Raw genomic sequence first — 23,264 nt, 5'->3', positions numbered from 1 at the left:
TGTTGAATTTACCGTCCATGACAGGGATTGCTGACCCAAATTTACGTCAACTGATGACCAACTTGATTATTGAACTCTATAAGTATCAGGCCGAAAGTGAACGTAAGCGAATCATTGAGCGCCAGCAGCAAGGGATTGCCTTAGCTAAGCAGCAGGGTAAATATCATGGGCGCAAACCCCAATACACCCAAGACGATCCCCGCCTGCAGCATGCCTTTCAACTCTACCAAACCGGTATGAGTGACGCGGAGATTGCCAGAATGACCGGCATTAAGCGGACCACCTTTATTCGTTACCGGAAAAAATTTAAGGTTCAAAGATGATATTATATGAGATAAGCTTATAATTAAGAGTAATTACATAAAGTTATCTTTAATTATGAGAACGAAAAGAACGAAAATATTGATCATATCTTGCTGAAGCAACTTGATGTTAAAGATCAGCAAATTGCAAATTTACAACAATCCTTAGATCAGCAGCAACAATTACAATTAGAAACAGTAGCAGAAAATCGACAATTAAAAAAACATGTTCGTAAGTTAAGTGGCTTACTTGAGCCCTCTAGTCCAACTCAAAAGCCAAAAGCAATCAATAAAGAACTAAAAAGAGAAGTTGCTGAATCTAATAAGGGACAAGAAAGAATACATAAAAATAAGACCAATAAAAGTTGGTGGCATTTTTGGTAGCAGTTCTAAGATTCCATCAAGGAGTAAGTGATATAGACTGAATACGTATGGCGGAACTGCTATTATCTGATTGAAATAGGATATTTATTAATTATAAAGATAAGGATGTTGTAGAATGACAAGACCAGCTAGTATCGAAGCATTAGTTAAGGATTGGGCTGATGATAAAATAAGTAAGTTATTTACCAAAGTTTATCCTGAGAATATACCATTGAATAATGAAATTGAAGAAGCTTTTAAACGATCTGGATCGAAGATTGGTAATAAAGGCATTGCGAGGCCAGATAATAAAGAAATTTGTAGAGATCCACAGACAAATACTGATATTCCAATTATGTTTGAATATAAGGGATACGCTGACAGGCACGTTAAGTATGATAATGACGGCCGAGTATCTATAAAAACTTCAGCAGTTAATAACTATGCTGTTAATGGTGCCATTTTTTACGCTAATGCTGTGCTTGAATATACCTCATATGATGAAGTTATTGCCATTGGTGTTTCTGACGGGATAGAGCATAAGGGACAATTGAGGCCTACAATTAGCGCCTATTATGTAAGTAAGACTAATTATGGTGAACCAATAAAGATTAGTGATTTCTCAAATCTTGACTTTTTAGATCAAGAGAATTTCTCAGTGTTTATGAAAAGCACTAGGCAATTGACACTTACTGATAAGGAAAGACAGGAAATTCATGATCAATATGATTTAGACTTATCTACTGTCTTAAAAGACCTAAATGAATTACTTAATGATATGGGTGTTGACGTAAGTGTCCGTGTTAATTTAGTTTCGGGCATGATAATGGCATCTATGCCATCTTCCACAGTTGAGGATTTTGAACCGTTACCATATAACGATTTGAAGGGATTAGATCCAACTTCCACGAGATCAGATGGTGCAAAAATCAATGACGCAGTGGCTGATTTTTTGAAACACAAGCAGATTCCCAATAGAAAAAAAGACCAAATTAAAAGAAAACTAACTGATATATTTTTAACCGAGTCCTTATCCGATCCTAATGTTGGTTATAGTCAAGGAGAGTCAAAGTTAAAGACTATATATAGATATGTGGTAAATCATATACTTCCTTTTTACTCAAGAGGATTCATGCTAGACTTCACTGGAAAACTATTTGACACTATGAACAGTTGGGTTCAAGTACCTGACTCTGGGAAAAATGACATAGTTTTAACACCAAGATATGTAACAAAGATGATGGCCAAACTTTGTGGTGTAAATAAGGATTCTTATGTATGGGATTTAACGGCTGGTTCTGGCGGCTTTTTGGTTTCATCCATGGACCTCATGCTACAGGATGCAATTAGGTCTTATGAGTTTAATGAATTAGAACGTCAGAAAATTATTACACATGTAAAAGAAAAACAGCTTTTAGGGGTGGAAAAGAACTCGGAAATGTACATGTTAGCAGTATTGAACATGATTTTAATGGGTGACGGATCATCAAATATAATTAATGACGATTCGCTTGCTTTCAATGGGTGCTATAGATTTCCTGAGGGCAAAAAAGACGAAAAATTTCCTGCTAATGTATTCCTCCTTAATCCACCATATTCGGCACCTGGGCATGGGCTGAATTTTTTGGAAAAGGGGGTTGAGCTAATGAGAAAAAAGAATACATCAAATAGCAATACAAATATATATTCAGGAAACGCCGCTATTATTATCCAAGAATCTGCAGGTGGACCGGATTTCACACATATGCAGATGAGAATTTTGGCACATAATTCATTGGTCGCTTCAATTCATATGCCAGGAGATTTATTTTTAGGCAAATCAGGAGTCCAGACAGCTATATTCCTTTTTAAAGTAGGGATTCCTCATGACTTCAAGTCTTTAGTTAAGTTTGTTGATTTTTCAAGTGATGGTTATCGTCGTACAAACAGAAAGAAGGCTAAACAAAATTTATTTAATGATTTTGATGCACCTGGTCACTACGATGAGTTAGTGAGATTAATCCGATATGATAACCCGGATACACTTCACTATTTTTCTTTAAAGGAAAATTACTTTAAAGATGTAATTTCCCCAGATGGTGGTGATTGGCAGTATAAGAAGCATATTACGAGAGATAATACCCCAGATGTTAAAGACTTTGAAAAAGTTGTCCGATCTTACCTTGCTTATGAGGTCACAAAAGTAGTGGAGACTGATAATGACTAAAAACAAACAGCAATTTAGTAAGTTCAGACTTGGAGACATGTTTAACATACACCCAACAAAAAGCTACGGTCTCACAAATAGTAAGTTGTTTGCTCATTCTGGGAAGGTGCCAGTTGTGGCCAATTCTTCATTAAATAATGGGATTGGTGGCTATACAAATTTAAAACCTACAGAAAAGGGTAATATGATTACCTTTAGTGATACTGTCACATCTGATGGAATATTTTATCAACCGTCTCCATTTATCGGGTATTCGCATGTTCAAGGATTATATCCTTACGAGAATATTGAGCCACACCTAAACAAAAATACTTGTCTCTACATCGTATCTGCCTTTAAAAAGGCCACACGTGGCTTATATGATTATGGACTTAAATTTACGAGAGATAATGCTAGCAATACCTTTATTGTTTTACCATCGTTGAATAATGGATACATTGATTGGGAAAAAATGAACCAAGATATTAAAGAAATCATTCGAGTTGTTAGCTCAAGAGCAGATACAGAAATCAATTCTAGGTATAACTTGCTTAACAATAGTGGTATTAATTCAATTAAGGATTTTGATATAAAGCAAGCTAGTTTTTCAGATTTTTCAATATCTGATTTATTCCCTGAGGAAAATGATATTAGAAGGGGAAAACGGTTGGTAAAGTCAAAAAGAAAGAAGGGACCGATTCCATTTGTGACAGCTGGTGTCACTAATCATGGTATTTCTTCATACATTAGTGAAGAGAATAATGTTCCATTTTCAGATGATCTAAGCATTTCTGTAGATATGTTTGGCTGGGCCGACGCTAAGAATTATAAATATGGGTTCGATGACCATGTTGTGTCACTTTCACACGAAGGTTATACGATTGAACAGCTAATATTTATATCTGCGGCAATAAATAAAGTAACATTTAATACGATGCTGTTTAGTTGGGAATACATGGTAACCAAGAAGAGAATTAGTGAAATAAAAATAAAATTACCTGTTGACCAAGGCGGTAGGATAGATTGGCAACTAGTAAAAAGTTATATTAAGTACTTATTAGGCAGGGAAGTTACATCTATATCAATGCCACTAAGAAAAGATTAATTAGGGTCCATAACTATCAAAAAGCGTCTATAAAAGAGCGAGCATAGAATCATTGCTTGCTCTTTTTACGTTTCATCAGCATAATTATTTCGAAATCAGAAGGGTATTTATAAAATTTGGTGAACGTCTAAAAAATGCAAGAACAGAATTGAATCTTGCTCAAGAACGTAATTGATACAAGTAATTTTAACTAGAGGCTTTTGAACAATTGATCAAATTTTGAATTAAAAATTTTTATAAAAAGTGGTGAAACAATGAAAACAATTGCGCAAATAGCCAAGGAAATTGGTGTTAGCAAACAAGCTATCTACCAGTTTATTGACAAAGATTTTAAACGGAAATTTTCAACTGTTGATGGTTCGTTGAAAATAAACTTAAAGGGTCAAAAGCTTATAAAAGAGCATTTTGAAGTCGATAATTTAAACGAATCGTCAAGTGCTTTAAAATCCGCTTTAAACAATTCAACCCCCTTAATTGAGTATTTAAAAGATCAAATACAAGAGGATCGAAAACAATTAGATGACTATAAAGACCAAATCGAGCAACTGCATAAATTATTGGAAAAACAACAGGCATTACTAGAGCATGAACAACAATTACGTTTGGCGGATAAGAAAACTGAAGCTAAGCAAATTGAACAAAAAATTGTCAAAAAGAAACATTGGTGGCAATTTGGAAAGCACAGTTAAGTAGGCAAAGGATCACTTTTTGTAATGCAGTTAACTTCATTTGCAATTAAAATAACGCTTTTTGCTTGTATTTTGTGCCTAATGTGGTATTCTTAATATACAAAATGCAATGCAGAATGAGGAGAGTGCCTTATGGATATTTTTAGCTTAGATTTAGGAAATAAGCAGACAAAATTAAAAAGCAGCAAAGCTGAATATGTACTGCCTTCAAGATATTTAAACCAAGCAGACATGCCGATGTCAGTTGGCAATTCTACAATGAATAATGACCTACACACTTATTCAGTCCCTTTTAGCGACGATAAGTACGTATGGGGTCGAGATATTGACGGACTTCACCTTGACGAATATTTAGCGGATACAATCATGTATGGTGCTCGATACGATAGTGAAGCATTTAAATTACTAGCCAATTTTGCGCTGGGATTACTAGCAAGTGATTTCCAAGCGGCTAAAGATCAAGTTTTAGAAGTAGTCGTCACTGCTGGACTTCCAACTGGAGATTATGCTGACCAAGGACAATTAAAAGCTTTATTAAAAGTCTTAGAGGGCCAACACCAAGTTACTATTGACGATAAAATCGTGACGGTAAGAGTTCGTAAAGTTTATATTTTGCCACAACCAATCGGCACCTTATATAACGAATTACTAGATGATGAAGGCTTTATCCAGAATAAAGATCTATTAGACGAAAAAGTCGGCATTGTTGACGTAGGTGGTGGAACAATACTGATTGATACGATTTTAAACTTTGAGCTAAGTGGCAAAAACCGCCATCAATTTAATACCGGCGTAAATGATCTATATGAAGCCATTGCCAACGGGATTAATGGTGATACTAGCCTTTATCAATTAGAAAAAGATTTACGAAAGGGAAACCAGCAACATCATTGGAGCTATCGATTTTCTAAAAATCGTCAAGATGATATTACTGATTTGGTTTGCAAGGAAATTGACCGGTTTACCCGGCGCTTAGTTGCCAATGTGACTTCAACCTTAAAAAACCTTGATAGCATTGATACTTTGTTCTTTACCGGTGGTGGAGCCAATTTGCTTAACCAAAAAATCTTGAATACTACTTTCACTAACGCAGTTATTGTTAAAAATACAGAAGTTGCTAATGTTAACGGCTTTTATAAGTACGGATTAAGTCAACAAGCTCAAAACGAAGGGAGCAAGTAATCATGGGAAAAGTTAAAACCTTGAACGTCCGACTAAATCCCGAGAAAATTGTCGACAAAGAAATCCTTGATTACTTTGATAAATCATTAATTCCTAAAACCACCCTTGTTAAAACCGCTTTAATTCACGAAATTGAACGGTTAAAGGCTCAAGGTGATCCTTATGTTAAAGATGAATTAAAAGCTCCAGAAGCACCTAAAAATAGCACAGAATCATCATCTGATTCCAAAGAACGCTTGCAAGGAGGATTTAATGCCTTTTCAGACAATGATATTTAGAAAGAGGGCCTTGTTATGGGAATTCCAATAAGTGTTATATTTTTGTTTACCAGCCTTATTGTCTTTTGGATAATCCCAGCCATTGGAATTGCAAAAAATCACCTGGTAGATGACCGCTTTTTTATTCGACAGTGGTTATTTCCAATGCAGTATTGGTTACAGCTATTATTTGAAAGAATCAGCGGTAACCGTCGTATTGTCGTAAGAATTTTACAGATAATGTCTCTGTTTATCACGTATTTTTGCGGGTTACTTATGCTCCTCGTGTTTAGTGCTTTTGATATTAATACAGCCAAGCATTTTAGTGTTTTTATATTATTTGAATATTTACTGGTATCTTCTATCGCCTACTGGTTTCAACCAAAAGCTGGCAAAATATACAAGACCAAATAAAGTTGCCGCTAGGTAAGCGCTATGCTAGACTAAGATTAATTTAACAACCGAATAAAGAGATCAAGCTAAACAGAAAAATCCCCGATTCACGAGGAATCAGGGATTTTTGGTTTAGCAAGTAGCTATAGGACAGCTACTTAGATTCAGTCGATTTTAACTTGCCGGTGAAAATCGACTGAACATTGTTCTTAATTTGTAGGTTAATTATACCGCAAACCAGTCCAAAAGGACAAGTTAAGGATAGTTAAAAACAAATTGAAGTCAATGGACTAAGTAGCTAACTGGAGCTATTTAGTCCATTTTTTGTTGTTAGAAATTAAAAAAGTTGCCGAATGGGCAACTCACAAACAGACACATGCTGGTAAATTACAAAGTTCTCACAGCAAATGAATGCTTTGTAATTTAGTTAGAGCATATCAGATTTGTATTTTAAAGCAAATCAAATGTTTTAGCAACTCTCTTTTGAGACAGCGTGTGTCAGTCAAGAAAGGGAGTTTTTATTATGACACAATTTAATTTTATTCAATCACAAAATGCTTATGGAACTAAGTTTTTTCAACTACCACAGGTATTATTATATGGCGAAAAATATAAAGAACTAAGTGACAGTGCGAAATTAGGTTATGTAGTTTTGCGTGATCGTTTGGAATACTCATTGCAAAATAATTGGATAGATGATGAAAATAGAGTGTACTTTATTTTTACCAATCATGAATTACAAAATTTATTTGGTTGGAGCGACCGAAAAATATCAAAAGTAAAAAAGGAGTTGGAAGAAGCAGGACTGTTATTCCAAATTAATCAAGGATTTGATCCCAAGAAAAAGAAAAATTTACCCAATCGACTTTACCTTGCTGATTTGGAAGTTACAGCAAAAGACGTGTATATTAAACAGGATTTTGCTAATAAAACGGCTGGAACCCTTGATACAAGCGGACTAGCACAAATGCAAGCTCGACAAGAAAAAATCAAAACGGCTGGAACCCTTGATACAAGCGGACTAGCACAAATGCAAGCTCGACAAGAAACGGCTGGAACCCTTGATACAAGCGGACTAGCACAAATGAGACACAATCTATACAATACTAATAACTTAGATACTAATAGATACAATATAGATACTCAAAAGTTGGACTTTTCCACAGTCAATTTCTCACCAGCAGAACTAGAAAAGCAAAACCAGGACTTGGTGAACCATGCTAATGACTTCTTAACTGATGAAGACAGTGGGCTCCCCGTTTTCTTAGAACCCGAAGCCGTGCAATTACTTAGCTTCTGGTGCCGAACTCCACAACAAATGCGCCGGTTCATTGGCATTATCTTAAATGCTAAGTACCGAGTTGAGAAAGATCACAAAGATATTGGTGTCATAATCCCACTTGATGATGAGGAACTTAAACCTTTGATGACTAAAGCCTTGAGACGCTACTTTAACGCCCTTAGAAGCAATGAGAAGCACATCAAGAACGTGGAAAACTACTTGTACGGCACCATGCAAAACCTATTTGGCGTTTGGTGGAATAAACAAGCGGCTAGAGAATATGCGGCCAAACACCCTAACGATGAGCGTGCTTAAAACTAAAAAGCTATATAAGGCCATTTAAGCTGTTTTAAACAGATAGAGCATAATTATATTAAACGAGTTTTAAAATGCGCTTACGGGCACTTTAGGAACGTTGTATAAGTGCCATTGCGGAAAGGACAGCAAACTTAAATTCACAACTTTTAAAGAAGCAGGCTAATTGAGATGGTACTCAAAGATTAGTATAATGTGAGTAGTAATAAAAAGGGGGCGAGAAAATCATGGCAGTTAAGGAAAAGAAACGCGTACAAGTCCAGATTGACAAAGAATTGGCAGATAATACCGAAGCCGTTTTAAGCCAGTTAGGTCTAAACCCAACTACCGCGATCAATATGTTTTATAAGCGGATTGTTGCTAATGGTGCCTTACCTTTTAATGTGTCTTTAAGCGAAGAAGAACGAGCTAATTTACGCTTTTTAAAGGCTACCAAAGAGACACCAGTAACAGAGTTCAAAGACGCTAAAGAAGTCGCTGATTGGCTCAATGATCCAGATGAGGACTAATGGCTTATCAGATTAAATAAATTAATAACTTGGAAGTGTGATGAACATGAAAGATACAATCACAATTAATGACTTTTTTGAAATTGCCAAAGAAACTGATTTAAAAGATTTACTTGATAAGTCATTACATGAGCCAGACCCAGAAAAGCGCAAAGTATATGACGCTTTATATACCTACTTTTTAGATAAAAGGCAAGATGAGGTTATTAAGCGAAAGGACTTTGTCCGTTGATAGATAAACCCCAATATATATTGAGGAATTTTCCTTGGATAAACCAAAATATTACTTATCCAGAAAAGGTGCAAAAGCAGTTACAAAATTTTGCAGATCAGAACCCAAAAGTCAAACCAAAAAACAATCCTGAAAATAAAAACGATCGGCCTAGTTATTAGGTTGATCGTTTTTTAATTTATCCGGTTTATGGGCGTTAACATAGTCAGCAAATGTTTTTAAAAGTTCTTCGGTTTGTTCGACCGAGAGGTTATTAGCTTGAAAGTACTTTTCTAATAAAGCCCCTTTTTGAATTAATCGGCGAGAACGGGCTTTGCGGGCTTGCCGATTTTCATAGTATTTAGATTGCCGTAATTTAAAATCTTCCCGCTCAATTTTTTGTTTTAAACGCGCTTGCTGCTCGACTAGTTTTTCATATTGATTAGACATGGAATTTCCCCATCTCGTATGGCTAATGATCTACGGACTTTACCTTTAAAAATTCAGAAAATTGCTTGGCTAAAAGCTTAATCTGATCGTTAGACAAATTAGCATAATCTAAATTGGCTTGACTGATGATTTGTTTACCTAGACGTTGTTCAATCTTATTTTTTTCGTCCTTAATTTTTTGATTAAGGGCTTTTAATTTATCTTCTTGTTTTTCTAAGTTACTTTGAGACATAACGATCCCTCCAATCATATTAGAAATAATCATCGACACTATATCATAAGGGAAACGTTAAGTCAAAGGATAAAAGTTGAAATAGCGAAGCGGAAGGCATACACTAAGTTAAAGTTAAGAGAATCAGAAGACCGAGTGAAACGAGGTCAATGCGCACTTACACGTCATCTTTGATGACGTTGTGCTAAGCCTATTAAAACCTGTATTAGAAGTCGCCGATGGCGACAACAAAATCAAACCCATAAACCCAAATAAAGGTGGTGACCGACATGGCAATTTTTCACATGAGTTTTAGTAATATTAGTGCTGGTAAAGGACGAAGTGCGATTGCCAGTGCCGCTTATCGAAGTGGTGAAAAGCTATTTGATGATAAGGAAGGTCGCCACTATTTTTATGACCGCTCGGTTATGCCAGAAAGCTTTATTTTGACGCCAAAAAATGCACCAGCATGGGCCAGTGATCGAGAACAGTTGTGGAATGAGGTTGAAAAGAAAGATCGTAAATCAAACTCACGGTATGCAAAAGAGTTTAACGTGGCTTTACCGGTAGAATTAAGTGAATCCGAACAGAAAGAATTACTGACAAAATATGTGCAAGAAAATTTTGTTGATGATGGCATGGTAGCCGACGTGGCAATTCATCGCGACCACCCAGATAATCCGCACGCTCATGTGATGTTAACCAATCGCCCATTTAACCCCGATGGTACTTGGGGACAGAAAACAAAAACCGAATACATTTTAGATAGTCATGGTAATAAAACTAAGACCCCTGCAGGGAATGTGAGAAACCGAAAAATTTGGTTGGTTGATTGGGATAAAAAAGAAAAAATAACTGAATGGCGGCACAATTGGGCGGTTAGTGTCAATCAAGTTTTAGAGCAAAAAAATATTCCCGATCGGATCAGCGAAAAATCCTTTGAAAATCAAGGAATAGATGAAGTTCCAACTCAACATGAGGGAATCAATAGTAAGCGGCATGAAAGAAAAGAATTTAATCAACAAGTTAAGGACTATCGCAAGGCCAAAGCCAGTTATAAAAATAACCAAGAAAAAGCAATCAATAGAGGTCATTTAGATAGCCTAAGTAAACACTTCTCGTTTAATGAAAAACGGGTAGTTAAAGAGCTAAGCCATGAACTGAAAACTTATATCAGTTTGGAGAACTTAGATGATAAGCGGCGCATGCTATTTAATTGGAAAAACAGCACCTTAATTAAACATGCGGTTGGTGAAGATGTGACTAAACAATTATTGACAATTAACCAACAAGAAAGTTCACTAAAAAAAGCAGATGAACTCTTAAATAAAGTAGTTGATCGCACTACGAAAAAACTTTATCCAGAGCTTAACTTTGAACAGACCACGCAAGCTGAAAGACGAGAATTAATTAAGGAAACCGATAGCGAACAAACAGTTTTCAAGGGTAGTGAATTAAACGAACGTTTAATGAATATTCGTGATGATTTGTTGACCCAACAATTATTGACCTTTACCAAACGGCCATACGTTGGCTGGAAGTTATTAATGCAACAGGAAAAGGAAGTCAAAATCGAACTGAAATATACGCTGATGATTCATGACGATAACTTAGAAAGTCTAGAACACGTCGATCAAGGGTTACTAGAGAAATATTCACCAACCGAACAGCAAAAGATTACTCGCGCAGTCAAAGACCTACAGGCAATCATGGCCGTTAAGCAAGTCATTAAAACGCAATACCATGAAGTATTGAAAAGGGCCTTTCCCAATGGTGATTTAGATGATCTTTCACTAGGTAAACAGGAACAGGTTTATACAGCCGTGATGTACTATGATCCAACTTTAAAGCCATTAAAAGTCGAAACAATGGAACAATGGCAAGCAAATCCACCACAGGTTTTCAGTACCCAAGAACATCAATTAGGGTTAGCTTATTTGTCGGGACAGCTTAGCTTAGATCAGTTAGAAAATCATCACTTACAACGGGTTTTAAAGCATGATGGCACTAAACAAATCTTTTTTGGCGAATGCAAAGTCGATCCAACGATTAAGAACAGTCAAATCGAGAAAATCCAAAAGCAGTTAAAAGAGCAACAAGCCAAGGACGACCAGTACAGAAAAGCAAATATCGGACATTATCAACCGCTGAACTACAAGCCGGTTAGTCCAGACTTTTACTTAAAGACGGCCTTTAGTGACGCGATCATGACTGTTCTATATGCTCGTGATGAAGGTTACCAACGACAAAGACAGGCGCAAGGTTTAAAGGAGACTGAGTGGGAAATGACGAAAAAGCAACGGCAACACCAAACTCGAAACCGGCATAAAGATGGGGGCATGCACTTGTAATCAAAAAATTAGCGACTGGTTAATTGGTATGAATGGTGGTCCCCGGTAAAATACCGGAAATATACCAGCCAATTAGCAGATTAGAAATTCACTCCAATTTATGGGTTCACTTCAGTTACTACTTTTATTTGATCGGTAGATTGCAAATTTAATCCGAATTTTTGGACAAATTTGTCAGCATAACCTGATATGGTGTTTGCCAGTCGAGTATTTTAAGCGGTCGCTGGTTAATTTGGAGTAACGTCGTCGTTAAATCTTGAGCACTAATGTGCTCAAAACGAGTCCCTTTAGGATAAAAATAACGTAAATTCCGATTAAAGCGTTCGTTACTACCACGTTCAGCTGGCGTATAAGCATGGCAGTAATAGGTCTTAATACCATATTGTGATTCAAGTGATACTAGCCCACTAAACTCAGTGCTACGGTCCACAGTAAAGCTGTGCACCGGACCATTAAAAGTGGTTAGGAACTTAGTTAGTGCTTCATTAACAGTCACTGTCGTCCGATCTTTTAACCGGTATGCCCAAAGGAACCGTGATTTGTGAGCGATTAAAGTTAATAAAACTGCCTTAGAACGTGTTTGGAATCTTTTCAAGAGTATTCGCAGGAAGGCTAAGCTAATCATCATCCTACTGGTGTTCAGCTTTCGCTCACAATTGCGCCAGAGGCGCCGATATTTTCCTAGCCAGCTAAAACTGCGTTCGATAACCCAGCGTTGCGGGGTCACTTGACCGTGCCTAAGGTCACTCTGTTTAGCAATAATGACTTCAGCGTTAATCATGCCTGAACTGATTGAGCAAAGTTGTTACCAGTATAACCACCATCGGCCATTACTCGTTGAACCAGGTCAAACTGTGATTTGTTTAACGCCAGTAGCACATTGGCGGTTGTCACATGGACTGCCATCGGCAGCCCATGGATATCTACAGCAAGATGGCGCTTAATCCCACTCACCTTTTTACCACCATCGTAGCCGCTACTTTCAGCAGGATCGGTATTCTTGACACTTTGAGCATCTAGAATGATGAACGATGTATAAACTGAACGCTTCTGAGCCAACCGATGTTGGCTGACAATTTTTTTAAAACCTTATCCAGAGGAGTGATACCAGCAGGAGATGGCGTTTTAGTCCAAAGTAACCAGTAATAATAGACGGTTTCCCATTTAGGAAAATCGCTGGGTAAATCGCGCCAAACGCACCCATTTTTCAAGGTATAAAGCAGGGCACAAAAGATATCATATAAATCAACCTTTCTTGGCTTAGTCCGCTTACGTATGCCTTCTAGATCTGTCCGGATTAGTTCAAATTGTTCACGAGAGATGTCGCTACTATAATGGTGTGCAAAGCTTTTCATGGATTAAAAACTCCTGTTTTTAATCTAATTTAACTAAAATCAAATCGAATGTCAAAGTATCCAAACACGTTCTTACTATGCCCACGAGGGCCAACGACTGTATCTAGTTCAAAATCACCGATGCGATTACGTTGATCAACCACTATGGGACGCTATTCAATTGATTTCCCCAATGATTGATTATATGTGGACCGTTGGTCAACGTTACGCCGTTGGCGTACACCATGTTCAGGTAGATCATTCAAGGGAAAATCAATTCTCCCCTGATTTAACCAATTATAAATAGATTTAGTAGCTAGTTTAAATTCGTGAGCAATCATTCCTGGTGACCAGCTTAGACGTAAATGGTTGAGAATTTTTTGCTTTAACTCATCGCTCAGCTTAGTTTTCCGACCACATCGTGATCGCTTGTATTCGGCATCTGTTTGTCCTGATTCAGCCTGATAAGGTTGACATCGAGATAATTCATAAGAAATTGTTGACGGTGATCGGTTCAGCCGAACGCCCATTTGGATATTGGACAGCCCTAGTTCACAAAAGGTTTCGATTTTAATTCGTTCAAAATAGGTTATACTGGACAAAAGATCAGCTCCTAAAAAATGGTGTTTACCACAAACCCATTTTTTAGGAGCTGATCTTTTTTGTCCGAACAGCGTTCGGATTAATTTTACAATCTACCTGATGTCTACTTTTCTGCCAGATTCTTCAAGGTGTTTTTCTAGTAGGTGATCATAGTTAGTTGTCCAAAAAGTAGAAACCGGTAATTCAGAAATTGCTTGTAACGTTTTATTATTATGTGAGAATAATAATTTAATTGCCATTAACGTTAAAAAAGTTATGAGTATATGATGAAGACACTGAAATTGTTATGACGTTCTATAACGTGTTGCGAAAATGGAGGGGATTCTATGTTTAAAAAAGGGAAGATATTTATTGGAGTTGCCGTTGCTTTACTGGCAATAATTTCTTTGTCAGCCTGTGGCAAGTCGGCCAATGATTCGAGCGATGGTGATGTGGGCCAAATTCAGAAATTGCTTGTAACGTTTTATTATTATGTGAGAATAATAATTTAATTCCCATTGACATTAAAAAGTTGTGAGTATATGATGAGAACACTGAAATTGTTATGACGTTCTATAACGTGTTGCGAAAATGGAGGAATTCTATGTTTAAAAAAGGGAAGATATTTATTGGAGTTGTCGTTGCTTTACTGGCAATAATTTCTTTGTCAGCCTGTGGCAAGTCGGCCAATGATTCGAGCGATGGTGATGTGGGCCGAATTCAGAAGAAGGGAACATTAGTGGTTGGTATTGTTAGTTCCAATCCCCCGTATGAATTCCACACTAGCACCAATGGCAGGGACAAATTTAGAGGCTCAGATATTAAATTGGTTAAAGCCATTGCAAAGAAACTGGGCGTTAAGTATCAATTTAAACAGATGGATTTGGACGGGTTACTACCTGCATTACAGGCCAAAAAGGTGGATATGTTGGTGACATCATTAAGTCCAACACCAGAGCGTAAAAAGGCAGCCGATTTTTCTAATATCTACTACAAGAGTACCGCCGCTATTACAGTTAGAAAGACAGACTTCAAAAAATTTAATGGCAATACTAAAGCATTGAGCCGGGCAACTATCGCGGTAGTTAATAATTCAACTCAGGAAGCAATGTTACAAAAAATGTATCCTCACGCTACCTTGAAGACATTCTCTAAGGCTACTGATTTAGCGCTGGCCGTTGCAAACAACAAGGCGGATGCTTTCTGTATTGATCTTCCCACTACCAAAGTGCTTTTACGCCAAAATCCTTCATTGAAGCAGACCAACTTTAGCCACGATGATGGTAGTGTTGGTGCCGCGGTAGCAATGCCCAAGGGTACATCGAAGAATCTGATTAAAAAGGTCAACCAAGTTATTAAAGCCAATAAGCAACAGTACTCCAAGTGGGTCATTGATGAGACTAAGTATGTTCAACAATAAAAATGATCGGCCACACGTACCGGACTGAGGAGGGATGAAAATTGGCGCATTTCAATATTAACGGTTCAGCCGATGAGTATCTGGATCTAGTCAAGATTCCCAAAGTATATGATTTCTCAGATCTATTCACCGATGAAGTGATAGCTCAAGTGGCAGATAAGGTAGACTTGGCGTGCTTTTCGTGTGGTGGTATGTCCAAAGGTGATGTTGAGAGCTTATGCCACTTCGTCGAAAAAGCGGGTTGCGATAGTGTTCTATGCACATTAGGCAGTCAAGGATCCGTTGTTTATAGTAACGGATTGTTTTACTGGCAGGATGCTGTTCGAGTAAAGGCTGTGGACACTATGGGAGCGGGTGACGCCTTCATTACTGCTTTTTCGATAGAGTGGGTACAGAAAACTCATTCTATCGAGGAGTCCATGATAAAGGCTCGGGATTTTGCAACTGAGCAGGTCATGACTAATGGGTCATTCGGTTTCGGACGGTCATTTTAACGTTAGTTCTTATATAACGTTATAGTACGTATTGAAAAAAGGAGAATAAACAGTATGCAAAATGAAGTACAGACCACGTCATTGGTAGAAGTTCAACAGATGGTTCAAAGTATTACTAAGCAACAAGGCATTAATACGTTAGCCTTTGTTGGCTGTGGTGCGTCGATGTCAGAACTAATCAGCGGTATCTCACGTGGATTACCGGATTATTGGTTAAGCAGATATTAACAATGAAAGGAGGCACGCGTATGCGGATCATTTTGGTAAGTCACGGACGTTTGGCGCTAGGTATGCAGGATACAGTGAAGTTTATTATGGGGGAAACTCCCAATCTATCAGCTTATGCGGCTTACGTTGATAGTGACGAAAGTAAATATGTTTACAGTATTGAGGCTGAACTCACGCAACATCCTGAGGAAGAATTTGTTATTTGCACGGATGTTTTGGGTGGCTCGGTTAACACAACAATGATTCAACTGTTAAAGGATTATCCAAGCGTGGAGTTGATTGCCGGAATGAATTTACCGCTGATTTTGCAGTTATTAGCTGAAAGCACGGTTAAGGATAAAGACAAACTGGCGGAGGTTGTTGAATCAGCACAACAGGCACTCGTTGATGTTAATGGTTTGTTGGCAGCACAAAAGAATGGAGAGGAGGATGACTTGTAATGATTAAACTGGTGCGAATTGACCATCGCTTAATGCATGGACAGGTTGTCTTTTCGTGGACTAAAGCGCTGGGCATTGAACGTATTGTGGTGATTGATACTGGTACGGCAAACGACGAATTTAAGCGTATGTCGTTAAAGCTATCGAAGCCAGCCGACATTAAGCTCAGTCTCTTCACGGTTGAACAAGCAATTGAACGAATCCCCAAGATTAAAGCGTTGAAAGAGAACACCATGCTTATTTTTGGCAATGTAGGCGAGACGTATAAATTCTTTCAAACGTTTGGGGCTGTTCCGGAAATCAATTATGGTGGTATTTTGGATCGTCCGGGAGCAACGCGCTACAGCAACGCAATATATTTGACCGATGAGGAAGTAGAGCAAAGCAGGCAATTGGCTTCGATGGGCATTTCATTATTTATGCAGCAGGTGCCAACCTCCAAGAAGGAAATTCTGAACCATAAATTGTAGTAGTTAAGGTTGTACGGACGGAAAGGAGCGTGAATATCATGCTTATAAAGGCATTGTTGATTGGGATTATCAGCATTGTTGCCATGCTGGACTCGCGAATGTTTGGTCGGTCTAATCTTGAACGGCCGCTAATTGTCAGTACGCTAGTTGGTTTAGTTCTTGGCGATGTTACAAAGGGTCTAATGGTTGGTGCCTCACTTGAATTAATTTCGATGGGTCTAGTTAATGTCGGAGCTGCGGTGGCCACGGATATGGTATTGGGTTCAATTATTGCTACCGCATTTGCTATCCTGTCTAACACTTCTGCTCAGGCGGCACTGACAGTTGCAATTCCAATTGCGGTGTTTGGCCAATTACTCGGAATTGTTGTGCGTATGTTGATGTCGTCGCTATCGCATATGGCAGAACGTGATATTGATAAAGGCAAGTTTAAACGGGCCCTAAGCTATCACATCGTGTGGGGAAATGTGTTCTATTCGTTAATGTATTTTGTGCCAACGTTTATAGCGATTTACTTTGGTACCGGTGTGGTTAGCGAAATTGTTAAACAGATCCCTGACTGGCTGACAAACGGTTTGACATTGTCAAGCAAGATTTTACCGGCTTTTGGGTTCGCACTATTGATGTCAACGATGCTGTCAAAGAAGACCGCCGTCTATCTTTTCTTGGGATTCTTCATTACGGCCTACGCAAATATATCAGTTACCGGGGTAGCTATTTTCGCAGTTCTGTTGGCATTGATTGTTAATGAGTTTATGCCCAAAACAGGTAATACTGAAACGCCTGCTAGCAGTAATGCTTCTAGCAGCGATACAGATGATGACGATCTTGAAGAGCTCTGATGGAAGGAGTGAGCAAAGATGGCATACAATGGCTTAACTACTGAACAGCGTAAGGACTTACGGAAAAAGTCGTGGTCGTTTACATGGCGTTCATGGGCAATACAGGCTTCCTGGAATTATGAACGTCAAATGAACATGGGGTTCCTATATGGCATTGCCCCTACATTGAATCGTTTATACAGTAAGCCGGAAGATTTGGACAAGAAAAAAGCCGCTTATCAGCGGCACATGGCTTTTTACAACTGTACTCCCCAAACTAGCTCCTTTGTCTTGGGCTTAACGACTTCGATGGAGGAAGAATACGCGAAGAATCCATCATCAATGGACCCAGATTCAATTAACGCCGTTAAATCATCCTTGATGGGCCCCTTATCTGGTGTGGGTGATTCGTTCTTTCAGGGAACACTCAGAATATTGGCGTTTAGCTTGGGGATCAATTTAGCCCAACACGGAAGTATTTTGGGGCCGATTTTGGCGATGGTCATTTCATTTATACCTTCGTTTGCAGTTACTTACTGGGGTGGACAGTTTGGATATACCGCTGGGAAGAAATATTTAAAAATTTTAACCGGTAGCGGCCTAATGACCCGCGTTATGTACTTGGTGAACATCGTTGGGTTGATGGTGATTGGGGCTATGATTGCCAGCATGATTGGCATCACTACCCCAATCAAGATGGGGAGTGCGTTCAACCTTCAAAAAACATTGAATAGCATTTTCCCACAGATGATCCCACTGGCCTTCACATTCCTGATGTACTGGATGCTACGGAAGAAGGTTGGTACGGGCTGGATTCTACTTTTCTGCATTGGTGGTGGAATCTTGCTGAGCGTTTTGGGAATCTTTGCATAAATTTATTTCAATTAGTCTGGATTCGGTTGGTTAAAAGCCAAATCAAAAATTATATAGGAGGAATTCAATTATGAGTACTATGTCACCTAAGGAAATTGTTGCAGCGATTAAGAAGGATCACGGCGATATCAATCAGGTGTTGTTTGTTGGTTGTGGGGCTTCGATGTCCGATTTATATCCAGCATACTATTTCACTCTTCACGAAACGAAGAGTGTCCGGACGGCAATTATTACTGCCAATGAATTTAACTATGATGCCCCAAAGAATATCGATGGTCAGACTATTGTGATTACAGCATCATTGGGTGGTACGACCCCTGAATCGGTTGAAGCAACAAAGAACGCCGTTAAATGGGGAGCTAATGTCGTTAGCCTATCCAACAACCCGGATGCTCCAATTCTGGAAGCCGCACAGTACAAGATTATTCACGGATTCCATGAGAGTTACTCCGCTAAGATTCAAAAGATGACGAATGCCGTTAAACTGGCGGTTGAAATTAAGAACCAGTTTGAAGGGTACGAGTATTATGATGAAGCCCAGAAGGCATTTGATGGTCTGTATGACTTGATTGACGAGCAAGTTAAGCATGTTGGCCCTGAGGCTAAGAAGTTTGGTGAGCTGTACAAGGATGACCAAACAATTCACGTATTGGCCAGTGGTGCTACCTGGGGTGCGGGTTATGCGACTGCCAGTTTCTTGTTTGAAGAAATGCAGTGGATTTCTGCACCAATGCACAACTCCGGGGAATACTTCCATGGCCCATTTGAACTAACTGAAAAGGATGCACCATACCTGTTGTTTGCCAATGATGGTAGCACCCGTCCAATGGATATGCGTGCGCTGACATTCTTGCAACGGTTTGATGCGAAGATTACCTTGGTTGATGCCAAGGACTTCGGGCTTGCATCTATCGCTGGGCCACACGTTATTGACTACTTCAACCCAATGTTACTGACCGGTGTATTCCGAGTTTACGAAGAGGAACTAGCATCCAAGCGCGACCACCCGCTGTCCAAGCGCCGGTACATGTGGAAATTGAGTTACTAATTTTTCTCGAGTTATGCCAAAAGTGTATTAGTACCACCATTGGGGAGCGGCGGATGCCGCTCCTTCTGGTGGTTTATGGGTGTCATTGTTTATGGAAGGAGGGGCTACGTCGTGATGTGACGCGGCTATTAGGTAGTATGTTCAAGGCGGTTATATTTGACATGGATGGTGTTCTAGTTAATAGTGAGGAGTTTTATTTTAACCGGCGAATGAGTTATTTTGAAGAGAAGGGACTGAATCCCGGATCAACGGATATTCACGATTATTTGGGGATGTCTAACAACCAAGTTTGGGCAGCCTTGGTCCCTGACCCTGAGCAACGTGAGGTTTTGCGTAAAGATTACCTCGTATACCAAGACGCTCATCCAATTGATTATTCCCGCTTTTTGAACGCGGGTGTTGTTACCTTGTTAAAGAGCTTAAAGACCCATGGCATGGTGATTGGACTCGCATCGGCTGGTATATATGCTGATATTTTCCGCATGTTGTCAGAGTGTCATATACGCCCCTTTTTTGACCAAGTGCTGAGCGGTGAGGCTGTACCGAACAATAAACCCGCACCCGATATTTATGTCGAGATATCTGGAAAGTTAGGCGTTGAAGTTGGCCAGTGTTTGGCGATTGAAGATAGCAGTAATGGAATTCAGGCGGCCAAGGACGCAGGTATGACCACTTGGGCAGTTGATCAAGCACAATATAATGTTGATCAGTCGAGGGCTGACCGTATAGTCAGCGGTATGGATGAAATTCGAAAGACACTCAAATAGTAGGGGAGGCTAAACCATGGGCATAGAGCAGACAATCAGGCAGAACCAGCGCTTGCAGCTGACACAAACGATGCAGCAGTCGTTGAAAGTACTGCAAATGGATGGTTTTAGCCTACAAGAATACTTGAACGATTTGAGTTTGAGTAACCCCCTAGTTGATGTCAGTGACAGTGGCGATATTAATATCAGTGGATTCGAAAGAGTGAACAGTCCAGAATACACTAACTTGTATGATTATTTGGAGACTCAAATTGAATTGCGGTATAGTGAAAAAACACTGCGTAGGTTAGTAAGCCTTTTGGCGCGTCAACTCGATCGGGATGGTTTTCTCAATTTCAATCAGGACGAATTTATTGCTACTAATGGTGTGAGTCTTGTTGAATTCGAGGATGCCCTTACCTTACTGCAAAGTATAGATCCGGCCGGTGTCGGCGCACGCAGTATACAGGAATCATTGATTATCCAGGCACGGCAAATCGATAGTTGCCCGCCGCTAGTACTGGAGATATTGCGGAACTATTATCACGATTTCTTGCACAATGATATTCATAGAATACTTGTTGGTACCGAAGCCAGCGTGACGGACTTTACCGAAGCTAAGCGAGTTATTGGTACGTTTACCTCCAGGCCAGGTGCAACATTTTGGAATGATGAAACTCAGTACCGCATACCGGATATTAAAGTGCGGCCTGATGGGGCTGGTTATCGAATATATTTGACGAAATTTGGACGACCGGAGTTAATTTTTAATACTGCGGAGTATGACCAATTACGTGCTCATGACGACAAGGAACTTGAGGATTACCTAGGATCACTTGCCATGCAGTTCCATGATGTTGACGGTATGCTACAACGCCGTGAAGAAACGATTAGTGCGGTTGTAGAGGCGATTGTTGCCGTGCAGTGGTTATACCTAAAGGGCGAGCAAAAGTTTATTAGCAACCTATTACTTCGGGACGTTGCCAGATCGTCGGTGTAGCAGAGTCAACTGTGAGTCGAGCGATTTCTGGTGAATATATCGACAGTCCTATCGGGATAGTTGCGGTCAGAGATTTGCTTACCAATAGGTCCGGAACTAGCGAAGGTGAATCCGCTGATAGCAAGGCCATGTCCAGTATTCGTAGAATTATCCGGAACGAAGATAATAGCCACCCGCTTAGTGACCAGAAAATTGCAGAACTTTTAGCGGGTGAAGGCATAGCAATCGCGCGAAGGACCATTGCCAAATATCGTGGCGTCATGGGAATCGCAAGCAAAAAATTGCGTAAGAACGGTGGTGTGTAGGATGACGAAAGTGGAGTTGGGATGGGGCTCCAAAAAAATATGGCGAAAATTAATGATCTCGCTGATATATGGTTTTTGCCTAAGTATTGCTCTTAACTTATTTTGGATGCCTGGGCACATATCTGCGAGTGGTGTCACTGGTGTGGCTCAAGTCATTGCTATTATTTTTCGCCGCTACCTCAACTTTTCTATTGGTGGCCTTGCAGTAACGGACGTCATGAACACTGCAAACCTGATTTTTATCATTAACGTGCCGCTAATCTGGATTTCATGGCGTGACATTGGTCGCGAGTTTACGGTTTTTACTTTGATTACCGTTGTTAGTTCGTCGGTCTTGATTAATCTCACTAGTGGGCTGACCCCTCTAGTTCGGGATCCAATGATTTGTGCAATTTTTGGTGCAGTCATTAACGGTGCGGGCATTGGCTTAGCTCTACGTAATGGTCTCTCAAGTGGTGGAACCGACATAGTAGGTATGGTGCTGCACAAATACTTTAATATTTCAGTTGGAACGGTCAGCATTGCCGTTAACGCGTGCGTGGTTATTGCAACTGGCTTTCTGGAGGGGTGGCCGCATGCATTGTACTCTATAATCGCTATTTTTATTTGTGGTAAGGCGATGGATTTGTTGTACACGCGGCAACAGCGGCTACAGGTAATGATTGTAACGAATCAGAGTAAAGCAAATGAAATTCTTACCGCTATTCACAAGGAGATGCGGCATGGAATTACAGTGTTTAAGGATACAGAAGGCGGGTATAAGCATGAGAGTAAGACGGTTTTGCTAACAATCATATCTCGAGCCGAATTCGCAGACCTCCAGGCTACCGTTAGGAGTAAGGATAGCCGGGCATTTATTTCTAGCACACGAGTTGTGGAAATGGCTGGAGCGTTTATTGAGCCTAGTGTTGACTGAGTTAAATTGGTGGTCCGAAACAAGTAATGAAGTTTGGTTCCAGTTGTAGGTTTGTCAGTTTGTTAAGCACCCTCATCTCAGGCTAATGGATGGGGGTGTTTTCGTCTGTAATGGTGGCTTACCGTTCCTGGTGGCCTGCTTAAACGCATCATACTGAGGGTTAATAGCTTGTGCACATATAGGTGTACACGTTTTTGCGGGCCTAGTACTTTTGGAATGGAAATACTTTCCAACACCAAAAATTCTAGACCCACGAAAACGATCAAGAAGCAAACAGATATAACCATTGGGGGGAAGATGACTATAAAGAGTTCTTGACACGTGTAAGCAATGACCTAATGACAAAGGTCCAGGAAAAACAAGATGCTCTTAATTGATAATTATTAGCTGATCTTCTCAATATTGACCTAATTTTTATTTGTTTTTAGCCAATAGGGTATACCCTAGTGGCCTTTTTTGATTCTGTGCTATACTAGGAATTACAAATGTTCATTAGGACTGTCCAAAAGGAGGGCTGAAAATGGCTAAAATTGGTTATGCTCGTGTGAGTTCCAAAGAGCAACATTTAGATCGACAGCTAGCGGCCTTAAAAGGCGTTGATAAATTATTTACGGATAAATTAAGTGGAGCTAACACCAAGCGACCTGAACTGCAAAAAATGCTGGCCTATATCCGTGAAGGCGATATTGTCCTGGTCACTGAATTAGATCGCTTAGGCAGAAACAACCATGATTTGACTAAGATCATGAACTCCATTCAAAATAAGGGTGCCACCCTAGATG

General features: G+C 39.4%; 28 protein-coding genes and 4 pseudogenes. 27 read left to right on the top strand and 5 right to left on the bottom strand.

Features of this window, described 5'->3' with window-relative positions; all coding sequences use genetic code 11:
• The 12 genes and pseudogenes from AB3Y88_RS12510 to AB3Y88_RS12455 form a co-directional block, all read left to right on the top strand.
• On the top strand, positions 1-323 hold a 323-nt coding region (locus tag AB3Y88_RS12510; protein WP_367293455.1), incomplete at its 5' end, for a helix-turn-helix domain-containing protein.
• A 90-nt stretch (positions 324-413) separates the two neighbouring features.
• On the top strand, positions 414-686 hold the full coding sequence (locus tag AB3Y88_RS12505; protein ID WP_315972252.1) for a DUF536 domain-containing protein: 273 nt from the start codon (positions 414-416) through the stop codon (positions 684-686).
• 115 nt (positions 687-801) lie between these two features.
• Complete coding sequence (locus tag AB3Y88_RS12500; protein ID WP_261909636.1) at positions 802-2,871, top strand: class I SAM-dependent DNA methyltransferase; 2,070 nt, start codon at positions 802-804, stop codon at positions 2,869-2,871.
• Entirely contained in the window at positions 2,864-3,955 is a 1,092-nt protein-coding gene (locus AB3Y88_RS12495) for a restriction endonuclease subunit S (RefSeq protein WP_261909637.1), read from the top strand. Before AB3Y88_RS12500 ends, AB3Y88_RS12495 begins: the two co-directional genes overlap by 8 nt.
• Before the next feature lie 254 nt (positions 3,956-4,209).
• Positions 4,210-4,644: a hypothetical protein gene (locus AB3Y88_RS12490; protein ID WP_261909638.1), complete on the top strand. Its 435-nt coding sequence runs from the start codon at positions 4,210-4,212 to the stop codon at positions 4,642-4,644.
• 132 nt (positions 4,645-4,776) lie between these two features.
• Positions 4,777-5,826, top strand: coding sequence for a ParM/StbA family protein (locus AB3Y88_RS12485; RefSeq protein WP_261909639.1), 1,050 nt, complete (start codon positions 4,777-4,779; stop codon positions 5,824-5,826).
• Positions 5,827-5,828: 2 nt separating this feature from the next.
• Positions 5,829-6,104, top strand: coding sequence for a hypothetical protein (locus AB3Y88_RS12480; protein ID WP_056979268.1), 276 nt, complete (start codon positions 5,829-5,831; stop codon positions 6,102-6,104).
• A 15-nt stretch (positions 6,105-6,119) separates the two neighbouring features.
• Positions 6,120-6,497, top strand: a complete 378-nt coding sequence (locus AB3Y88_RS12475; RefSeq protein WP_010492166.1) for a hypothetical protein — start codon at positions 6,120-6,122, stop codon at positions 6,495-6,497.
• A gap of 502 nt (positions 6,498-6,999) precedes the next feature.
• Positions 7,000-8,073, top strand: coding sequence for a replication initiator protein A (locus AB3Y88_RS12470; RefSeq protein WP_261909640.1), 1,074 nt, complete (start codon positions 7,000-7,002; stop codon positions 8,071-8,073).
• 227 nt (positions 8,074-8,300) lie between these two features.
• Positions 8,301-8,582, top strand: coding sequence for a type II toxin-antitoxin system RelB/DinJ family antitoxin (locus tag AB3Y88_RS12465; protein WP_003660204.1), 282 nt, complete (start codon positions 8,301-8,303; stop codon positions 8,580-8,582).
• Positions 8,583-8,628: 46 nt separating this feature from the next.
• Complete coding sequence (locus tag AB3Y88_RS12460; RefSeq protein WP_010620892.1) at positions 8,629-8,814, top strand: hypothetical protein; 186 nt, start codon at positions 8,629-8,631, stop codon at positions 8,812-8,814.
• A 20-nt stretch (positions 8,815-8,834) separates the two neighbouring features.
• Positions 8,835-8,975, top strand: a pseudogene (locus tag AB3Y88_RS12455) (ATPase); the annotation flags it as partial.
• Here the strand turns inward: AB3Y88_RS12455 and AB3Y88_RS12450 are convergent.
• Complete coding sequence (locus tag AB3Y88_RS12450) at positions 8,965-9,243, bottom strand: hypothetical protein (RefSeq protein ID WP_003646133.1); 279 nt, start codon at positions 9,241-9,243, stop codon at positions 8,965-8,967. The pseudogene AB3Y88_RS12455 and the gene AB3Y88_RS12450 sit on opposite strands and share 11 nt — an antisense overlap.
• Before the next feature lie 22 nt (positions 9,244-9,265).
• Positions 9,266-9,493 (bottom strand): hypothetical protein, encoded by a 228-nt coding sequence (locus AB3Y88_RS12445; RefSeq protein WP_080596121.1) that lies wholly within the window; start codon positions 9,491-9,493, stop codon positions 9,266-9,268.
• A 251-nt stretch (positions 9,494-9,744) separates the two neighbouring features.
• Here AB3Y88_RS12445 and mobQ point away from each other — a divergent pair, with 251 nt between their 5' ends.
• Positions 9,745-11,805, top strand: a complete 2,061-nt coding sequence (gene mobQ, locus AB3Y88_RS12440) for a MobQ family relaxase (protein ID WP_261909641.1) — start codon at positions 9,745-9,747, stop codon at positions 11,803-11,805.
• 148 nt (positions 11,806-11,953) lie between these two features.
• Here mobQ and AB3Y88_RS12435 read toward each other — a convergent pair.
• From AB3Y88_RS12435 to AB3Y88_RS12425, 3 pseudogenes are all read right to left on the bottom strand, one after another.
• Positions 11,954-12,379 (bottom strand): annotated as a pseudogene (locus AB3Y88_RS12435) (IS30 family transposase); the annotation flags it as partial.
• A 12-nt stretch (positions 12,380-12,391) separates the two neighbouring features.
• Positions 12,392-13,160 (bottom strand): annotated as a pseudogene (locus tag AB3Y88_RS12430) (IS5 family transposase); the annotation flags it as partial.
• Between the two features lie 71 nt (positions 13,161-13,231).
• Positions 13,232-13,741 (bottom strand): annotated as a pseudogene (locus tag AB3Y88_RS12425) (IS30 family transposase); the annotation flags it as partial.
• Between the two features lie 327 nt (positions 13,742-14,068).
• On the opposite strand from AB3Y88_RS12425, the gene AB3Y88_RS12420 reads away from it, so the two are divergent.
• The 14 genes from AB3Y88_RS12420 to AB3Y88_RS12355 form a co-directional block, all read left to right on the top strand.
• Positions 14,069-14,233, top strand: a complete 165-nt coding sequence (locus AB3Y88_RS12420; RefSeq protein WP_261909622.1) for a hypothetical protein — start codon at positions 14,069-14,071, stop codon at positions 14,231-14,233.
• 92 nt (positions 14,234-14,325) lie between these two features.
• Positions 14,326-15,141 carry an ABC transporter substrate-binding protein gene (locus AB3Y88_RS12415; RefSeq protein WP_261909623.1) on the top strand — a complete coding sequence of 272 codons (816 nt, stop codon included), beginning with the start codon at positions 14,326-14,328 and terminating at the stop codon, positions 15,139-15,141.
• 41 nt (positions 15,142-15,182) lie between these two features.
• Positions 15,183-15,635, top strand: a complete 453-nt coding sequence (locus AB3Y88_RS12410; protein ID WP_367293454.1) for a PfkB family carbohydrate kinase — start codon at positions 15,183-15,185, stop codon at positions 15,633-15,635.
• 54 nt (positions 15,636-15,689) lie between these two features.
• Positions 15,690-15,863: a hypothetical protein gene (locus AB3Y88_RS12405; RefSeq protein ID WP_261909628.1), complete on the top strand. Its 174-nt coding sequence runs from the start codon at positions 15,690-15,692 to the stop codon at positions 15,861-15,863.
• Between the two features lie 20 nt (positions 15,864-15,883).
• Positions 15,884-16,303 (top strand): PTS sugar transporter subunit IIA, encoded by a 420-nt coding sequence (locus AB3Y88_RS12400; RefSeq protein ID WP_261909629.1) that lies wholly within the window; start codon positions 15,884-15,886, stop codon positions 16,301-16,303.
• Positions 16,303-16,773, top strand: a complete 471-nt coding sequence (locus tag AB3Y88_RS12395) for a PTS sugar transporter subunit IIB (RefSeq protein ID WP_261909630.1) — start codon at positions 16,303-16,305, stop codon at positions 16,771-16,773. Before AB3Y88_RS12400 ends, AB3Y88_RS12395 begins: the two co-directional genes overlap by 1 nt.
• A 38-nt stretch (positions 16,774-16,811) precedes the next feature.
• Positions 16,812-17,615, top strand: a complete 804-nt coding sequence (locus tag AB3Y88_RS12390; RefSeq protein WP_261909631.1) for a PTS sugar transporter subunit IIC — start codon at positions 16,812-16,814, stop codon at positions 17,613-17,615.
• 18 nt (positions 17,616-17,633) lie between these two features.
• The gene (locus tag AB3Y88_RS12385; protein ID WP_261909632.1) at positions 17,634-18,467 is read left to right on the top strand and encodes a PTS system mannose/fructose/sorbose family transporter subunit IID; all 834 of its coding nucleotides are present in this window, start codon (positions 17,634-17,636) and stop codon (positions 18,465-18,467) included.
• 79 nt (positions 18,468-18,546) lie between these two features.
• The gene (locus tag AB3Y88_RS12380; RefSeq protein WP_367293456.1) at positions 18,547-19,515 is read left to right on the top strand and encodes an SIS domain-containing protein; all 969 of its coding nucleotides are present in this window, start codon (positions 18,547-18,549) and stop codon (positions 19,513-19,515) included.
• Positions 19,497-20,282: an HAD family hydrolase gene (locus AB3Y88_RS12375; RefSeq protein WP_367293453.1), complete on the top strand. Its 786-nt coding sequence runs from the start codon at positions 19,497-19,499 to the stop codon at positions 20,280-20,282. The genes AB3Y88_RS12380 and AB3Y88_RS12375 overlap by 19 nt, the downstream gene beginning before the upstream one ends.
• Before the next feature lie 16 nt (positions 20,283-20,298).
• Positions 20,299-21,261, top strand: coding sequence for a hypothetical protein (locus AB3Y88_RS12370; RefSeq protein ID WP_261909633.1), 963 nt, complete (start codon positions 20,299-20,301; stop codon positions 21,259-21,261).
• Positions 21,262-21,272: 11 nt separating this feature from the next.
• Entirely contained in the window at positions 21,273-21,566 is a 294-nt protein-coding gene (locus tag AB3Y88_RS12365; RefSeq protein WP_261909634.1) for a hypothetical protein, read from the top strand.
• Position 21,567: 1 nt separating this feature from the next.
• Positions 21,568-22,482 carry a YitT family protein gene (locus tag AB3Y88_RS12360; RefSeq protein ID WP_367293452.1) on the top strand — a complete coding sequence of 305 codons (915 nt, stop codon included), beginning with the start codon at positions 21,568-21,570 and terminating at the stop codon, positions 22,480-22,482.
• Positions 22,483-23,002: 520 nt separating this feature from the next.
• Positions 23,003-23,264: recombinase family protein (locus tag AB3Y88_RS12355; RefSeq protein ID WP_367293451.1), on the top strand; the 262-nt coding region annotated here is incomplete at its 3' end.

The sequence above is a fragment of the Liquorilactobacillus satsumensis genome (genome assembly GCF_964065465.1).
In the GTDB taxonomy this organism is placed as follows: Bacteria; Bacillota; Bacilli; order Lactobacillales; family Lactobacillaceae; genus Liquorilactobacillus; species Liquorilactobacillus satsumensis.
Note: the sequence above shows the minus strand (reverse complement) of the source record. Positions and strands in the feature narration are given on the sequence as shown.

What these genes read in the sequence shown, in the direction of transcription:
- AB3Y88_RS12500 (WP_261909636.1), top strand. Translation starts at nt 802, where the DNA reads ATGACAAGACCAGCTAGTATCGAAGCATTAGTTAAGGATTGGGCTGAT.
- AB3Y88_RS12490 (WP_261909638.1), top strand. Translation starts at nt 4,210, where the DNA reads ATGAAAACAATTGCGCAAATAGCCAAGGAAATTGGTGTTAGCAAACAA.
- AB3Y88_RS12415 (WP_261909623.1), top strand. Translation starts at nt 14,326, where the DNA reads ATGTTTAAAAAAGGGAAGATATTTATTGGAGTTGTCGTTGCTTTACTG.
- mobQ (WP_261909641.1), top strand. Translation starts at nt 9,745, where the DNA reads ATGGCAATTTTTCACATGAGTTTTAGTAATATTAGTGCTGGTAAAGGA.
- AB3Y88_RS12370 (WP_261909633.1), top strand. Translation starts at nt 20,299, where the DNA reads ATGGGCATAGAGCAGACAATCAGGCAGAACCAGCGCTTGCAGCTGACA.
- AB3Y88_RS12395 (WP_261909630.1), top strand. Translation starts at nt 16,303, where the DNA reads ATGATTAAACTGGTGCGAATTGACCATCGCTTAATGCATGGACAGGTT.
- AB3Y88_RS12475 (WP_010492166.1), top strand. Translation starts at nt 6,120, where the DNA reads ATGGGAATTCCAATAAGTGTTATATTTTTGTTTACCAGCCTTATTGTC.
- AB3Y88_RS12380 (WP_367293456.1), top strand. Translation starts at nt 18,547, where the DNA reads ATGTCACCTAAGGAAATTGTTGCAGCGATTAAGAAGGATCACGGCGAT.
- AB3Y88_RS12480 (WP_056979268.1), top strand. Translation starts at nt 5,829, where the DNA reads ATGGGAAAAGTTAAAACCTTGAACGTCCGACTAAATCCCGAGAAAATT.
- AB3Y88_RS12405 (WP_261909628.1), top strand. Translation starts at nt 15,690, where the DNA reads ATGCAAAATGAAGTACAGACCACGTCATTGGTAGAAGTTCAACAGATG.
- AB3Y88_RS12360 (WP_367293452.1), top strand. Translation starts at nt 21,568, where the DNA reads ATGACGAAAGTGGAGTTGGGATGGGGCTCCAAAAAAATATGGCGAAAA.
- AB3Y88_RS12445 (WP_080596121.1), bottom strand. Translation starts at nt 9,493, where the DNA reads ATGATTGGAGGGATCGTTATGTCTCAAAGTAACTTAGAAAAACAAGAA.
- AB3Y88_RS12485 (WP_261909639.1), top strand. Translation starts at nt 4,777, where the DNA reads ATGGATATTTTTAGCTTAGATTTAGGAAATAAGCAGACAAAATTAAAA.
- AB3Y88_RS12465 (WP_003660204.1), top strand. Translation starts at nt 8,301, where the DNA reads ATGGCAGTTAAGGAAAAGAAACGCGTACAAGTCCAGATTGACAAAGAA.
- AB3Y88_RS12390 (WP_261909631.1), top strand. Translation starts at nt 16,812, where the DNA reads ATGCTTATAAAGGCATTGTTGATTGGGATTATCAGCATTGTTGCCATG.
- AB3Y88_RS12460 (WP_010620892.1), top strand. Translation starts at nt 8,629, where the DNA reads ATGAAAGATACAATCACAATTAATGACTTTTTTGAAATTGCCAAAGAA.
- AB3Y88_RS12470 (WP_261909640.1), top strand. Translation starts at nt 7,000, where the DNA reads ATGACACAATTTAATTTTATTCAATCACAAAATGCTTATGGAACTAAG.
- AB3Y88_RS12400 (WP_261909629.1), top strand. Translation starts at nt 15,884, where the DNA reads ATGCGGATCATTTTGGTAAGTCACGGACGTTTGGCGCTAGGTATGCAG.
- AB3Y88_RS12420 (WP_261909622.1), top strand. Translation starts at nt 14,069, where the DNA reads ATGTTTAAAAAAGGGAAGATATTTATTGGAGTTGCCGTTGCTTTACTG.
- AB3Y88_RS12385 (WP_261909632.1), top strand. Translation starts at nt 17,634, where the DNA reads ATGGCATACAATGGCTTAACTACTGAACAGCGTAAGGACTTACGGAAA.
- AB3Y88_RS12450 (WP_003646133.1), bottom strand. Translation starts at nt 9,243, where the DNA reads ATGTCTAATCAATATGAAAAACTAGTCGAGCAGCAAGCGCGTTTAAAA.
- AB3Y88_RS12495 (WP_261909637.1), top strand. Translation starts at nt 2,864, where the DNA reads ATGACTAAAAACAAACAGCAATTTAGTAAGTTCAGACTTGGAGACATG.